This window comes from Sessilibacter sp. MAH3 (assembly GCF_054658275.1).
In genome coordinates, this window is record NZ_BAAGIE010000011.1 from 125388 (window position 1) to 141465 (window position 16078).

Annotated in this window: 9 protein-coding genes and 1 tRNA gene; 5 read left to right on the top strand and 5 right to left on the bottom strand. The window is 40.2% G+C overall.

Going from position 1 to position 16078, the window contains the following annotated elements; all coding sequences use genetic code 11:
- Window positions 1-16: 16 nt before the first annotated feature.
- Both ACYQ2C_RS08990 and mutY read left to right on the top strand, forming a co-directional pair.
- Window positions 17-2689, top strand: coding sequence for an AsmA family protein (locus ACYQ2C_RS08990; RefSeq protein ID WP_460101738.1), 2673 nt, complete (start codon window positions 17-19; stop codon window positions 2687-2689).
- Window positions 2690-2757: 68 nt separating this feature from the next.
- A complete protein-coding gene (mutY, locus tag ACYQ2C_RS08995) occupies window positions 2758-4014 on the top strand; it encodes an A/G-specific adenine glycosylase (RefSeq protein ID WP_460101740.1) in 1257 nt (418 codons plus the stop codon).
- On the opposite strand, the gene ACYQ2C_RS09000 is transcribed toward mutY, so the two are convergent.
- Window positions 3979-4416 (bottom strand): arsenate-mycothiol transferase ArsC, encoded by a 438-nt coding sequence (locus ACYQ2C_RS09000; RefSeq protein ID WP_460101742.1) that lies wholly within the window; start codon window positions 4414-4416, stop codon window positions 3979-3981. The two genes, mutY and ACYQ2C_RS09000, sit on opposite strands and share 36 nt — an antisense overlap.
- Window positions 4417-4630: 214 nt before the next feature.
- Between ACYQ2C_RS09000 and ACYQ2C_RS09005 the strand changes: the two genes are divergently transcribed.
- The 3 genes from ACYQ2C_RS09005 (at window position 4631) to hhe (ending at window position 11277) form a co-directional block, all read left to right on the top strand.
- Window positions 4631-4918 carry an oxidative damage protection protein gene (locus tag ACYQ2C_RS09005; protein ID WP_460052323.1) on the top strand — a complete coding sequence of 96 codons (288 nt, stop codon included), beginning with the start codon at window positions 4631-4633 and terminating at the stop codon, window positions 4916-4918.
- Window positions 4919-5040: 122 nt separating this feature from the next.
- Window positions 5041-5116 (top strand) — tRNA-Phe (locus ACYQ2C_RS09010).
- Between the two features lie 698 nt (window positions 5117-5814).
- Window positions 5815-11277, top strand: a complete 5463-nt coding sequence (hhe, locus tag ACYQ2C_RS09015; protein ID WP_460101745.1) for a DUF4011 domain-containing anti-phage protein Hhe — start codon at window positions 5815-5817, stop codon at window positions 11275-11277.
- 396 nt (window positions 11278-11673) lie between these two features.
- On the opposite strand, the gene ACYQ2C_RS09020 is transcribed toward hhe, so the two are convergent.
- From ACYQ2C_RS09020 to ACYQ2C_RS09035, 4 genes are all read right to left on the bottom strand, one after another.
- On the bottom strand, window positions 11674-12246 hold the full coding sequence (locus ACYQ2C_RS09020; RefSeq protein ID WP_460101747.1) for a hypothetical protein: 573 nt from the start codon (window positions 12244-12246) through the stop codon (window positions 11674-11676).
- A complete protein-coding gene (locus tag ACYQ2C_RS09025) occupies window positions 12243-12938 on the bottom strand; it encodes an AHH domain-containing protein (RefSeq protein WP_460101749.1) in 696 nt (231 codons plus the stop codon). The genes ACYQ2C_RS09020 and ACYQ2C_RS09025 overlap by 4 nt, the downstream gene beginning before the upstream one ends.
- A gap of 352 nt (window positions 12939-13290) precedes the next feature.
- Window positions 13291-14676: a nicotinate phosphoribosyltransferase gene (locus ACYQ2C_RS09030; protein ID WP_460101751.1), complete on the bottom strand. Its 1386-nt coding sequence runs from the start codon at window positions 14674-14676 to the stop codon at window positions 13291-13293.
- Between the two features lie 75 nt (window positions 14677-14751).
- Window positions 14752-15804 carry a bifunctional nicotinamide-nucleotide adenylyltransferase/Nudix hydroxylase gene (locus ACYQ2C_RS09035; protein WP_460052336.1) on the bottom strand — a complete coding sequence of 351 codons (1053 nt, stop codon included), beginning with the start codon at window positions 15802-15804 and terminating at the stop codon, window positions 14752-14754.
- Between the last annotated feature and the right edge of the window lie 274 nt (window positions 15805-16078).

Here is a 16078-nt window from a genome sequence, read left to right on the forward strand (position 1 = left end):
TATTTGGAAGTAAACAATGAAAAAACTGCTAAAAATTTTACTTTCCGCCGTTTCAGCATTAATTTTATTAATTGCCATCGTCATTGTAGTAGTTACCTCCGTTATTGATCCCAACGACTACAAGAGTGATATCGAAAAAGCCGCCTCAGATGCAGGCTATCCCATTGCCATCCAAGGTGAACTGTCCTGGCAGTGGTTTCCGTCTATTGGTATCAGTATTGGCCGCACCGAATTACTGCCTAATAACGTTGATGGACAAAGCTTTGCCGCCATTGAAGACGCCGCAGTATCAGTAAGCCTATTACCATTACTGCGCAAAGAAATTGTTATCCAAACAATTTCGGTAACCGGATTAAAAACTCATTTAGAAATTGACGAACAAGGCAAAGGCAACTGGGAAGTTTTGCTTGATAAATCCTCCGAAACTCAAGCAGCAACGCAAAACCAAACTTCCGGCGATAATAATGGTGAAAGCTCGGCGTTATCCATTACTGCCGACAGTATTCGCATACAAAACGCTGCGGTGACCTTTATAGACCGCCAAAACGACATCAATGCCAGCCTCTTGGATTTTGACCTTACTGTCGATGATTTAAGTCTAACGGGTAAAAGCTTTCCCGTAGAGGCACAATGGCAAGTGAGCCTGCTCAGCAAAGACCTTCCCGACCAGCTTAATGTTGCTGGTAGTTTTAGCTCAAAAATAAAACTCGGCGAAGACTTTACTAGCGTCGAAATGAATTCCGGTAAATTGGCACTGTTACTTGAAAACACCGCTAAATCGATTAGCGAGTCGATTGTTTCTACCTTTACCGTCGCTGCCACCGATTTAAAAGCGCAACCCAATCTTAATGCGCAATTTAAAATTGAATCGTTTAACCCCAAAACGTTAATGAAAACCTTAGGTTTAGACGAGCTGGCCACGCAAAATCCGCAAGCACTCACCAAGGTTGCGGCAAGCCTTTCTATAAGCGGCAACGAAAAACAATTAAGTCTTAGCCAATTAAATTTAGAATTGGATAAAACCAATATCACCGGCACTGCGCAGGTTAATAATCTTAATGATCTAAATTTACAGCTACGCGGCACCAAAATTAATTTAGACGATTATTTACCACCAGAATCTGCTGCTACATCTGCGACTGCTACCACCTCAACAGCAGCCGGTTCACCATCAACGACTACAAATTCCGATGAGCCATTAGATTTAGCATTTTTAGACCAGTACTTGTTAAATGCCGACATCGCGTTTGAAGAGATTACCGCCAGTGGCATTACCTTTAACAAACCTACCGTAAAATTAAATAGCGGTAATGGCATTGCTAAACTCAACGAATTATCGCTGGTATTAGATGGCTCAAAAATTGTGATTACCGGTGATGTTAACAAGCAACAGCAATTTAATGCACACGTTACCGTACCAACTATTAATCCCAGCAAAATATTAGCGCAAGCAAAAATTGACAAGCCAGAAATGGCCGATGCCAAAGCATTAACCAGCGCAAGCTTTGAATTAATTGCCGGTGGTAAGCTTGATGCGATTCAAATTTCTAAATTGCAAGCGAAACTCGACGAAACCACCTTAAACGCGACCGGCAAAATCAATAACTTTAATTCGCTAGATTTAGCGCTTAAAGGCAGCAGTATTGATCTTGATCGCTACTTGCCGCCACCCACAGAAGAACCAGCAACCGCGAATGCATCAGCTAACACAACCACAGCACCGGAAGAACCCATTCCGTTTGAATTATTAAAAGAATTCAACGCGAACATTACCGTTGATTTTGATCGCATTAAAGTTACCGACATGGTATTCGATAACCTAAACCTCGCGCTCAATAACCAAAACGGTTTAGCGAATTTAAAAAACTTTAGCGCGAACTTTTACGAAGGTACGTTAAAAGCCAACGGCACCATTGATGCTCGTCCAGCCACGCCTAAAATTGCCATTAATGGCAGTGGCAATGGCGTGTCGTTAGAACCATTACTCACCAGCTTTATTGAACCGGGTTCTGCGCAATCGTTTTTATTTAAAGGCAAAGCCAATACTCAATTTACCTCTACCACAAACGGTTTAACCAGCACGCAATTGTTTGAAAATTTAAATGCACAACTCAGCGCCGATACTCAATCGTTGCAATTAGTGCCAGTTAATATCGAAAAAATGGTTTGCCAAGCAGTCGCGTTAATTCAGGGCGAGAGTTTTAACTCGCAAATTGAATGGCCAAACTTTACACAAATGCAGCAATTTAACGCCAAAATTAATTTCGCAAACCAGATCGCAACCATCGAAAACCTATCCGCTGGTGTACAGCAATTTATAATCGGCGCTAACGGTAAGGTTGATTTGGCGAATCAGTCGTTAGATGTGCGCTTACCTTTTTCGGTTACACAAGCCAATTTAGAAAGCCAAGGCTGCCCGGTTACCAGCTCTTATTTAGTGGGTCGAGCACTGTCATTAATTCGCTGTAAAGGTGATCTATCAAATCCAACCTCGGCTTGTGGCTTAGACGAACGCGCCATTCGCGAGTGGGCAAAAGATTATCTTGAAGACAAAGCAAAACAAGAAGCCAAAGACAAATTAAAAATCGATGAAAAACGCAATGAGCTTCGCGATAAGATCGATGACAAATTGGGCGACGGCGCCAGTAAATTATTAGACGGCTTGTTTAAACGCGATAAAGATAAATAAGTAACTATTTTAACCGATAAAAATTTAAAGAGATTTTAGCCAGTGCTAAGCCACTGGCTTTTTTATGTATGAGCAAATACCTTAAAAAATCTGATAAAAATACCAACACCTCGGCATTAATTAGCGTTAATTTTAGTGAGCGCGTGCTGGAGTGGTTTTATCAATACGGCCGTAAAGATTTACCTTGGCAAAAAAATATAACTCCGTATCGCGTTTGGATATCGGAAATTATGTTGCAGCAAACTCAAGTTGCCACGGTGATTCCTTATTTTGAGCGTTTTATGAAACGCTTTCCTACCTTAAAAGCGCTAGCACAAGCGCCGGTAGACGACGTATTAAGCCACTGGAGCGGTTTGGGCTATTACGCTCGCGCGCGGAATCTGCACAAATGCGCAATCACTGTTTTTACAGAGCACAAAGGTAAATTTCCACACACGGTAGACCAACTTGCAGAATTACCCGGCATTGGCCGCTCAACCGCGGGTGCCATTGCCAGTATCAGCATGGGCTTAAACGCACCCATATTAGATGGCAACGTAAAACGCGTGCTGGCAAGACATTTCGCCATTGGCGGCTGGCCCGGTAAAACCGAGGTGCTCAATCAACTCTGGCAGGTAGCGGAAGCACATACTCCGGCAGACAACTGCAATCACTACACACAAGCCATGATGGATTTAGGCGCGACACTGTGCACACGCACCAAACCCAATTGCCAGGCATGTCCGCTTGTTGAAACCTGCGTTGCCTTCAAAGAAAATCGCCAATTGGAATTTCCTGGTAAAAAACCGAAAACACAAAAACCCACCAAATACACCGCCATGCTGATGTTCATTAATCAAAACGGCGAAGTTTATTTACAACAACGACCCTCACACGGCATTTGGGGCGGGCTTTGGAGTTTTCCGGAGGTTTTGCAAAGTGACGACCAAACTGTTTTTGAGCAAGCAATTACCGAGAATAATTCCGATAAAAACAACTCAAAAAATAACGCCAATAACAACGGTAACGATCTCAGCGCAGCGATTCACAAGCACTGCTCAACGTTAAACGCACACATTAAAAGCCAGCAACTTTGGCCAAGCTTTATACACACCTTTAGCCACTATCACCTACACATTCAACCGGTATTGATCACGCTGGCCAATAATCCAGCACACATAGCCGAACAATCTGGCCAATGGCTGACACTGAATAATCAAACCAATCCCGAATCCGGTTTAGGACTGGCAGCGCCGGTCACCAAGCTCTTAAAACAACTTGGTGATGGCAATAACAACGGAAATGAGCATCTAGGCACCCTGAATCTCTTCGATGAGCCGGTCTAGGGCGATAACCAACTTGGGCAAGGCCGACTCAGAAGACTCAATATGCAGGTCTTCAACCTCAAAGTAATCGATGCAATCTGCAAGATCACCAAAGTGCTCTTGCATCATCGTGTAGTGCTCGTCACGACTGGCGGCAATTACACGATGGTATTGATCAAAATCTTCAAGCTCTACGCTTTCTGGCCAGCGAGAATCGCCTGGCGTTATACCAAGCTCACTTAAATACGTTTTAGTATGCGCCGACAAAGGCCCAAGATTTGGGCTTAGCGCCATATTGCGCAGCAAACCCTTGGAATAAGCCCGCCAAGGCAAGGCCAAGCGCTGGCAATGATGATTAAAATATTGCTCGGCAAAACGGCTACGATAGTAATTACCCGTACACAAAAACAGTAAGCGATTCATAAGCCCCCGCTTATTTTGATGTCGATTACGCCCGCATAACGAGCTTTAAACTTGCACTCTAACCTTCAGATTTGCACCCTAACACAACCACTTGTAATCACCACTGATATGCCTTTGGAGGCAAATACAAACCATTCAGCCGCCTATGCGGATGCATCGCACCGTGCTTTCTATCTATAATGACCACCAAGTTTGACAACCAAGAGAACAACCCATGTCACGCACCGTATTCTGCCGCCGCTATCAAAAAGAGCTTGAAGGACTAGAACGCCCACCCTACCCCGGCGCCAAAGGCGAGGACCTTTTTAACAATGTATCGAAACAAGCGTGGGAAGAATGGATGAAATACCAAACCATGCTCATTAACGAACGCAAACTCAACATGATGGACCTAACCGCCCGCACCTACCTAAACGAACAGATGGAAAAGTTCTTTTCTGGCAGTGAAACCGATCAAATTGAAGGCTTTGTACCGCAAACTGGCGATAAAACCAGCGAATAGACCGCAAGAGAGTCAAGCAACTGATTTTTCGTGAAAAATTCTTTCGCAAGGCCTTGACTAGATCGCTCGCAATCGGTTTAATACGCGCCTCTTCCAGCGCACCTTAGCGCCTAAGAAGAATTGCCCAGATAGCTCAGTCGGTAGAGCAGGGGATTGAAAATCCCCGTGTCGGTGGTTCGATTCCGCCTCTGGGCACCATCAAATTCTAAAGCCTCGTAAATGCGGGGTTTTTTTATGCCCGATAAAAACACGAAAACAGAGGCGGTTGAGAAACCACCGACCGTGGTTCGACTCAATGCGACCGAGCATTGAGCCACAAGCGCAGCCCGTAGGGGACGAATAGCCCAAAGGCTATTCGGATGCTTCAGCCTCTGGGCACCATCAAATTCTAAAGCCTCGCAAATGCGAGGCTTTTTTATGCCTGAAAGAACCTCAAAACAGAAGTGGTTAAGAAATACCGACCATAGCTTGATATTTCGTATTCAACTTAATGCAACTCTGCATCCAGTCAAAAATGAATCTGTAAACTTACCTACCCCGCTCAACTGAATCGAATAGATTACAACTCAGGACCACCACAAGCCCTTTACAAATTGCGCCCTCGATAAATATGTTCTGGTTAAAAACTACTTTGCTCCGCCACATTGACTAGATTAAGAGAACTAATGCTAATTCACTTTACAAGAAAACTTAATTCTAGGATGTTTATGACCTAACAGTACTTGCTTTACAACCGCAATAAACCTCTAGTTTGATAAATCTACCAGTTCGATAATTTAAAGACTGGTGAGAATACTAGTCTCAAAGCAAAATAGAATTACTATTAATCGAGCTCAAGTTCCGCTCATTACTCTTAATAATTAAACAATATAAGAACTTCGAGGGGGAGTTAAAACATGGATCGTTCACCAGACAATGGAATAAATAAAAATTTTGCTTTCGACTCCCTTCAAACAATTCGCAATAGACTTCTTGACCTAACAGGTCGTAATAGACTATTAAATTTCCGATATGGCAAATCTGGCTTTGTACGAGTAATTGACGAAATGCCAGACCAATTAGCAGTTAATATCTTGGATGGGCGGAAATTCACCTTCGTTCCAGTCGATGAACCTACAAAAGATGAGCTCATTGAACACGGATATATTTCTATTAAGGAAGATGGACAAGAAGTAACCACTAAGTCTAATCCTACCGCTAAAGAATGGGCGAAAATAAAAGGAATTAATGCAGCTTATGAGTTACCCAAAAGTGAAAAAATAAAAGAGCCAAAACACGATGACACTAACATACAGTCTCTATTATTCCCCCGAGAATTAGAAGCGCAACTACGCAAACTTCACGACAAGGCAACTTTAGCTATTGAGGAAACAGGTGCCAATATTCTCTATCTTGCATTCGGTTTTCTTGAATGGTACGAGGATGAAAGCTCTATAACTCCTAAGGAAGCTCCTCTTTTCTTACTCCCCGTCAAAATCAATAAGGCATCCCTAAATGTGGTGCTCAGTACTTATACATACACAATTGAGCATACCGGTGAAGATATCATCTCAAACTTATCTCTTAGAGAAAAACTGAAACATGATTTCCATCTGCTACTTCCAGAAATAGAAGATGGAATGCTACCGGAAAGTTATTTAGAGCTCGTAGAAAAGCAACTTAAAAAAAATAAGCCCGCTTGGTCCGTAAAACGAAATGCAACCTTGTCACTATTCGATTTCGGTAAATTATTAATGTACCTAGATCTAGATCCTTCTAGGTGGCCGTCGGGCGCTAACAACATTCAGAATCACGCAATTATTCAACAATTTTTTACCAAGGAAGGAAATGCGAAAGACTCTTCAGGACTTACATTTTTTGGAACAGAGTACGAAATTGATGCACTAGAAAATGTGCACGAGCTATATCCGTTAATTGATGATGCCGATAGCTCCCAACACAGCGCTCTTGTCGACGCTATAAAAGGTAAAAACCTTGTCATAGAGGGGCCGCCGGGCTCCGGAAAATCGCAGACCATTACGAACCTAATTGCTGCAGCTATAGCGCAGGGGAAAAAAGTACTCTTCGTCGCTGAAAAAATGGCAGCTCTTCAAGTTGTTCAATCACGGCTTACACGTGCGGGACTGGGAGATTTTTGCCTTGAGTTACATAGTAATAAAACTCAAAAAAAACAAGTGTATGAAAATCTTAAAAAACGCCTCGAGGAGCAAAAAAATTATCGCGATCCCGAATCGATTAAAGTTGATATTCAGATGTACGAAGGAAAAAAAGAAACTCTGAGTCAGCACTCCGAACTTATTAACTCAACATGGAAAAAATCTGGGAAAACTATTCATCAAATTCTAACCGCGGCCGCGAGATATCGCGAAGAATTCAGCGCGATAAACCTTGAAGAGATTAAACCCATAAATTTTAATGGTGAAAACTTCGATGAATTGGAGGGACGCCGAATTTCTGATGAATTACGTAGATATGCATATATTTTTAATGAAGTTAAAAATCAACTTGGAAAAAATTCGTTATTAAGCGATCATCCGTGGTTTGGTGTTTACAACAAGAACATTCAGGTATTCGAGTGCGAAGAAGTTTGTAATGCTTTAAAACCCTTTCACGAAGCTACAGAATCTGTAATTAATGATCTCGAAAACTTATCTAAAAAACTATCGATTGAATTACCCAAAACTAGACGCATACTAAAAAGTCTTACAATCGATTTTAGAAAATTACCAGAACTAAATGGTAACGAAGATTTTTCTGCTTTACATAAGATATCTAATGAAAGTGAAAAAACTCTACTCAATTACATTGCTATTTATGATTCGGCTAGAAATCTGTACTCGGAACTCGCTCCAATATTCGAAGAAAACATTTTCCAAAATAATATTTCGCTAATTAAATTGCAAAATGCACTAGGTGATGTTCAAGGTAATCTCAAACATGAACACTTTAGTCCAAATGACATATACAAACAACTTAAACTTGTCCAATCATATAAGGATTTATCTTTATCTATTAACGAAGATTTAAATTCCGTTGTTGAACAAGATCCAACCTTAGCTGGCTTGGTTATACCATCAGCTAATGGATTCAATGAATTTGAATCCTTTCTTAAGTTTTTCGATCTACTAGATCCATCTCTAGTTAGCCGACGTGATGACTTGTTTGACAATGACCACTTGGATATTGTTTTATCAGACCTGAACGCTCTATTAGGAAAAATTAAACCTCTTCAAACCGCTCTTGAACCATTTTTTAAACTAAACGAAACTCCTAGCAGTTCTGAATTAAAAGAATTAGCAAATGTATTAAATGATAAAAGTTTATTACGCTGGTTCAAAAAAAGCTGGCGAGAAGCAAAGAATAAAATTTTCGGGTTTTCCATACCTATTAAACCTAGAATAAACGAATTAATTTTTCAACTACAAAACTTAATTCAGTATAAAGAATTCTGTGACCAACTATCTGATAATTCCTTTAAAACCCAATTGAAACATGAATTTAACGGAATCAAAACTCCCATTGAGCAACTACATAAATTAAGATTCTGGTACCGTTCTGTAAGAGATCAGTATGGCATTGGATTTGGAAAAAAAGTGGCATTTGCAAATGCAATTTTCCGTTTCAGCGACTCAACATTTAAGGGAATCCAACATCTAGCGAAGTCAAAATCTCTGCCTTCATTAGATCAGTTTTCGCAACTCAATGACCAACTTGGATCAGTCTTTAAATCAGATATAATCAGTGACAGAAACTACAACCTCGTATCACAAAACGGTATAGAACAATTTTGTCAGTCATTGGAGACCTCAACCCGGACATTACAATCACTATGTAAAATAGAGATATCGATTAATGAGCTCAACTCAAAAGTTAGCAACCTTAGTCAATTGATTGAGATGGAAAAAAATCTTAACAATGATAAATGCTCATCAATATTGTTCGGAGAAGGATTTAGTCTATCTTCGCGAAAAAACTGCGAATCCGCAAAACAAGTGATAAACACAACACTAAACCTGTATCGCAAGCTGATGGACTTGAACACAATAAGTCTAAAAAGCTATTTACTGGCCAATATAAGTGTACAGAAACTAGACTCCATTCGTGACAGTTTAAAGCTAATATCTGAACGAACAACTCAACTCAGCACCAACTTCAATACATTTAAAGAACGCGTTGAATTGGACAGTGCGGCATGGTTTCAGTCTACAGGAGACAACTTGTTACTATGGAAAAAGAAAAGCTATCAAGCTCTTTCTAAGCCAAGGTGGTTGAGCACTTGGATTGATTTCGTCCGAATTAGAGAATCTTTAAGCAACGCAGGATTAGATAATCTTCTGCGCAGTATCGAAAATGGAAAAATAGATTTAAATACTATTGAACAGCTGTATTTGTATTTAGTATTCGATAGCCTATCTCGGGAAATTCTCAACGAAAACCATAATTTGGCTTATTTCTCAGGCCCTAACCAAAATGCTATTCGCGAACAATTCTGTCAATATGATACGAAGCTAAAGAAACTCCAGCAGGAAAAAATAGCATTCCAAATCGCGCAAAATGGAAAAAATCAAGTCCTGCCTGGTATATCTAGTGGTAAAGTCTCGTCTTATTCTGAAATGGGGCTAATTAACCACGAGATAAATAAAAAAACTCGACATACGCCAATAAGACAATTAATTAATAGATCAGGTAAATCGTTAATCGCCCTAAAACCTTGCTTTATGATGGGCCCGCACTCGGTTGCTCAATATCTTGAGCCAGGACAAATCGAGTTCGACCTAGTTGTGATGGATGAAGCCTCACAAATTAAACCGGAAGACGCTTTAGGTACAATCGCTCGCGGAAGACAGTTGATAGTTGTCGGCGACCCTAAACAGCTACCACCTACAAGCTTTTTCGAAAAGACTGTTGAAAACGAGAGTGCAGATGTAACAGCTATAGAACAATCTGAAAGTATTCTAGACGTATCTCTTCCAATATTTGATGCTCGCCGCTTGCGATGGCATTATCGATCTCGTCACGAAAGCCTAATTGCATTCTCTAATCAAGAATTTTATGACAACAATCTCGTAGTGTTCCCCTCTCCTTCTGAGAGAAGTAACGAATTTGGAATTAAATTCACTTACGTTAAAACTGGTCGCTTTATTAACCAACATAATATTGAAGAAGCAAAGGTTATCGCTGAAGCGGTTAGGCGGCACTTGTTAAACAATCCTAAGGAATCTCTTGGCGTGGTCGCTATGAGCACGAATCAGAGAGAACAAATTGATCGTTGTGTAGAAGAGCTATCCAAAGACGACGAACTATTCAGAGATGTTTACGAGAAAAATAAATACAGCGACGAACCATTCTTCCTCAAAAACTTAGAAAATGTCCAAGGCGACGAAAGAGATGTTATTTTTATCTCTTGCACCTACGGTCCTAAGGAAGCTGGAGCGGCACAAATGCCGCAAAGATTTGGCCCAATAAACTCGGCTTCTGGTGGTCGTCGGTTAAATGTTCTGTTCACCCGCGCTAAAAAACGTATGCATGTTTTCAGCTCAATGACCGAAGGTCATATCTTGGTAAATCCATCATCTAGTGCTGGTGTACGCGCACTGAAGAGTTTCCTAAACTTTGCTCAGACAGGTAGGCTGCCACAAATTAAGAGCACCGGTAAGGAGCCCGATAGTGATTTTGAAATAGGTGTAATGAATGCTCTAAAATTACACGGATTCGAATGTGAACCTCAAGTTGGAGTTGCTGGATACTTTATTGATTTAGCAGTGAAAGACCCGGGACAACCAGGCCGATACTTAATGGCGATTGAATGTGATGGTGCGACATATCATTCTGCAAAATCAGCGAGAGATAGGGATAGGTTACGCCAATCAGTTCTTGAGAGCCTTGGCTGGAATGTTACAAGAATCTGGTCTACGGACTGGTTTAAAAATCCTCAAGCGCAAATCAAGCCAATTATTGCACTTCTCAATCAATTAAAAACGGACGTTCATTATGAGCCGGAAATGGATACAAGTAGTTTCGAGATTGAACGCGATGTTGATGAAGAAGCTCAAATAATATCAGAGCTTACAAGCTTCAATGGAGAGCAAGACACACTGGAAGCAAAGCTTAAAGAGTTCGATTCTCGTATTATTGCCAAATCGAAAATAGACGTTCCACAAAATAGCAGCATACTGAGGCCGGCAATGATAGATGCACTTTGTGAATTTAAACCAATAACTAAAAGTGCATTTCAAGAAGATATTCCACTGTACTTGCGAAAGGCAACAGCCAAAGAGCATGGCATATACTTAGATCAAATTTTAACCTTAATAGCTGAAAATGAAGAAGAACTTACAACCGCAGATCCAAATTCATAAATAATTCCTTACAAAAATTATGACGTAGCTAATTCAAGCTTTTTAGGTATTTAGCGCCACCGACTCAAATCTAATCTAACACGCAGGCAATTACTTTCCTGCTTAAGCTAGGTAAGATTTGAGTTCAATTTCACTGTTATTCAACCTGATCACACGAATTCTTTATATAGGAAGCTCTGATTAACTCATCCATGATTTAATCAGAGCACAGAAATTGAAAATGCGATTTCCAATTTCTTCACAATTTCAATCACTTACGGTTCTTGAAATTGGCGACACATCCTTGTGTCGCTGGAAACTCTAGGTTAATCAGAGTTTCCTATAAAAAGTCTCGACAAATTGAAAACAAACTTGCTAACTTTTTGATGCTGATAAAATATTTTATGCCAATCCAAATCAAACCTGATCAACCTCTGTAAAAACCAACCCGCTAAAATTATTTTTGGTTACCTTATTATAAAAATCTTCATTGCAATATAAGTAGCCTCCGCCATTAATATCTAATGTGAATAGCGGTGGCGCATTATTCATAGCGTTTTTTTTAAAAACCAAAACTTCAATATTATCGACAGTACCGTCGTCGAAATATGAAAATTTAGTTTTGTTGGTGTCTATTACTTCGTTACCCAGTCTTATAATCGGGTTTATATAGATATAATCAACACCTTCTTTTGCCAAAGGATACTTTTCTACAACTTTTGAAGTAAGGAATTCTGCTAAGTATTCGGCAGCAAGTTTTGATACAATTAAATCATTACCCGCCCATTGTGTTAAATCTGGCCGCAGGGTAATTCCATCATCATTCGCCATAAACTCAACGCCCGGAGCAATCCACTCAAATGATAAGGGTGTGCCAATTGTGTTTATAGCGAAGTCTTCCATTTTCTCGACAATGTCGTAATCATCTAAGGCGCAAAAAGCGTAAGCCTCAATATCAAAATCTATCTGGAATATTTTTGCCATTTTCATACACTCTTACTTTTGATAACACCCTTCAAATCTAGCTGACCATCTTTTGAAAGCAACGAGAAAACCTCTTGCTCCTTTCTTGCTCTAAGTAATTTCAACCGAATATTTCTTAACACGTTATGCATTTCTCCGGCACCTTGTATTGCCTTCACCTTATTACTTACCCAAGTAGAGTACGCTTCTGTATGAACATATACATGCCCAGCGGCATCAGGATATATTGAATCTATTGCATCCGCCTGTTTTATTGGTAACCAACAACCATTTGATGGATCATTGATACCTAAATACGCGAATAACTTCAATCTAGCAGAGGCATGGCTGAGATGCTTGGAACAAATTATATGATGAGCCTGCCAATTTACTCCCGGCTTAAAATGCCCGGATGCTCTTAAATGCTTACCTAGCTTTTCTGAATTAGTGAACTTCCTAGCTTCCTTGACCTTGTCTGATAACCTAGAGCTCTGATGATACAGTCGATATTTTTCCAAACGAGCTTGAAGTTTGGAGAGAGAGTTTAACCTTGCACATTCTCGGCGTAGAAAATTTCGCTCTTTTACTTCCAACTCTTCAGGTTTTTCTCTCAGTTGAACTCGCATCTTTATAAGCTGTTTTTTTGATTGCTCTAATACTATCTCAAGATATTCTTGAGCAGGTAACGCGAAGTGATCATCTGGGTAAAAGTGTGGCATAGGTTTTCTCCAATTAAATCTAATTTGAAAAAGCGTATTTCTAGGCAATTAAAAAATTAGTTCAAAAAAACTAAAAAATTAACGCTAAAAGTAGTATTTTTTTATAGAAAGATAATTTTTAAGACGATGAAAAACTAGCACACAGATCGAGATAATTATGCGTATTATTTCTCAATGAATTGTAAATAAGTAACTAATCTAGGTTGTTACGTGGCATTAAGAAAATTCTGGCGACAAAGTTCTTATTAAATTGGAAATTTATTTTTTGTGGGTGTAATAAAAGAAAACCCCGGAATAAAATTCCGGGGTTTTTAGTAAACAACTAAATGGAAATGTTTTTAATGATGCTTTTTTATTTTATTAAAGTACGTTCTCTAACTTCATCAAACCGCCAATCTTTTAACAATTCACCATTTTTAAATACTGGTTTTAATAAATTTTCGCGCTCGTTTAATTCATCTAATTGAACGGTTTGTATTGTTCCGGCCTCGTTTTTAATAACGGCTAGACGGCCTTTTTTAGATTGTTTGCCTTTGTCGGTGACTGGGTCTTTGTATATGTCTCGCCATTCGTTGTTGACACAAACGGCTGAGGCTTTCATGGCAAATTTTAATGTGTCGCGATTTATTTTTTGCAAAAGTTCGCCACCCATTCCAAAGGCGATGTTGTCGGCACTTATTTTATAGTTCTTTAGGTTTTCTAAAATTTCGCCAATGCTTTTTAATGAAATGCCATCGCCCTGTATGACCCGAATGTAATTGGGTAGTACGCGGTAACCTTTTTTGTTAACGGTAAAGCCAAATTTATCCATTAATAGTTCGATGGTTTCATAAACTATTTGTACTGGGTTGCCACTGTCAGGTCTTATAACTAGGGTACCGCCGTTATTTTTTACCTTTTCTTTTAATTCACCACCCCAAATATTACCAACGGCATTCCAAAGGTCGTAAGAATCACTAACCACGGCGACTAGTTTGCCGTCGCCAGCAAATTGTTCCAGCATGTTGGCGTAGGCTTGTGTTTCGTTTTCTCTACCCCAAGCAGTAATGGTGCTGTGTTCTGCTGCTGGAATTGAAAACCCGGCCATATCGGCGCCGTAGTATCTTTTTGCAGCCACCAATGCACTCACGGTATCGGTACCCATAAAGTTTACCAAGTGTGCTGCGCCACCAATGGCTGCAGATTCTTCACTGCTGGTGCCGCGAGCGCCAAAATCGTGTAATTTAAAATTAATACCGTCTGTGGTATCGCAGGTTTCTAGCATGTTGGCCAAAATAACTTGTTTGCAATACCAGCTTTGGGTGGCAACGGTGGTTGGGTACCAAACGGCGCGCAAAAGTGCGGTTTCTATGTAGCTGGTTAACCATGCGCAATTTGGGTCGGTATTTTTAACCTGTGCTAACGCGGTTTTTACTGGTACAACGCTGCCTTCTGGTAAGGCTTCTATTTCTATGGGTAAAAATCCGTTGTAGGTTTTTAAAATATATTGCCAACCATCTTTGTTAAAAGGTACGCCGTGTGCCGCGCATATTTCTTCGGCTTCATCAATATTTGTTTGTGTAATGGGTTTTGTTAGATATTGTTTAATGAACATTTGCAAACCAAAAAACAATACGTTTTCAAACTGACCACCGCGCGCTTCGATATAACTAGAAACAAATGTGGTTTGCGGTGGGTACTGAAGATAGTGTGAGGTTTTGTAAGAATCTACGTTTAAAATAATGTTTTGACTGTCCATGACGGAAATCCTCCTGTCATTATCTATAAGCTGGGTCTTTCCCAACTTGTTAAATCGTGTTGGTCTATTGATTTGTTACATGCCTATCATTTCGCGAATGATAAAATAATGGTCTTCAAATAAATTACCGGGATTAATATCTGCAAGTGGCACCCACAGAGCATGTTTGGCATCGTCGCCACCTTTTACTTTAGGTAATTGCTGGCTGGGTTCTAGCTCGATGTAATAACTGTGGGTAATAGTTCTGCCTCTTTCTGATCGATGCGGATCATCAAAAACCTGTTGACGCTTGATGGAGCCTTTTAATACCGGTGCCGGCACCTTAAGACGAGTTTCTTCTTTTAGTTCCCGCAAACAGGCATCGACTAGTTTTTCGTTAGCGCCCACAAAACCACCGGGTAAGGCAAATAAACCTTTACCAGGGCGCGCTTTGCGTTTTACCAATAATACATGACCACTTTGTACAACTACCGCATCAACCGTCACAAAGGTTGGTTGATAAGGTGCGTTAGCCCAAGCACTTTTGTATTTATTCACAAAGTGTTGTTCTTCTTTTAATTCGCGATAAGTATCGGTTGCACAAAATGCTTTTAATTGCTCTTTAACTGGTTTAGGTAACTCTTGTGCTGTATTTGCTGCAATGTAGTCTTCGCCAGAGTCTGAAAATATTCGTGCGCGAATGGGCGTCGCGCTAATGCTATTAAAGTTTTCAACCTGTACCGCACGCCACTGTGGGAACAGATTAAGGTAATACGAACTTTGATCTTTGCTGTGACCAATTAAACCAATGCTGGGTTGTTTATGGGGAACGCTGTGATGCGCAGTGACCAAGCCGTTTACGGTAGCTTGAACATTTCTTACCCATGATTCGTCGTTATAAACATTATCCATTAGCGGCACAATATGTAGGCGTTCGTTATCGAGTTTATTGAAAGACGAACGAATCATTGCTTCACGCTCGGTAATTGTCCAAGGATTGCGTACCGATGGCGGTTGATGTGCCGAACCGCAAAGAATGATCATTTGTTTGGCTTGTGCCATGCCCGCCTGAATAACGGCTAGGTGACCTAAATGAAAAGGCTGAAAGCGCCCTATAAATACGAGGAAATCGAACGATTGATCGCTCATAACAGCAAACTCCTTGCTATTGATGTGTACAGAACTCGGTCTCTCCAAGTTCGTTAAACCTTATCAAAACCGTAATGTTGAATCCCAACATCGTTTCGATGAATACATAGTGGCTTAAAGACACTAACCTGTCAATACTTTGTTTTGAAGCCTCAAAAAACAATATCTAATATAAGAAACTCTGATTAACTCGGAGTTTTCTATAGGAACCTCTGATTAACTCATCCATGATTTAATCAGAGGACAGAAATTGAAAATGCGATTTCCAATTTCT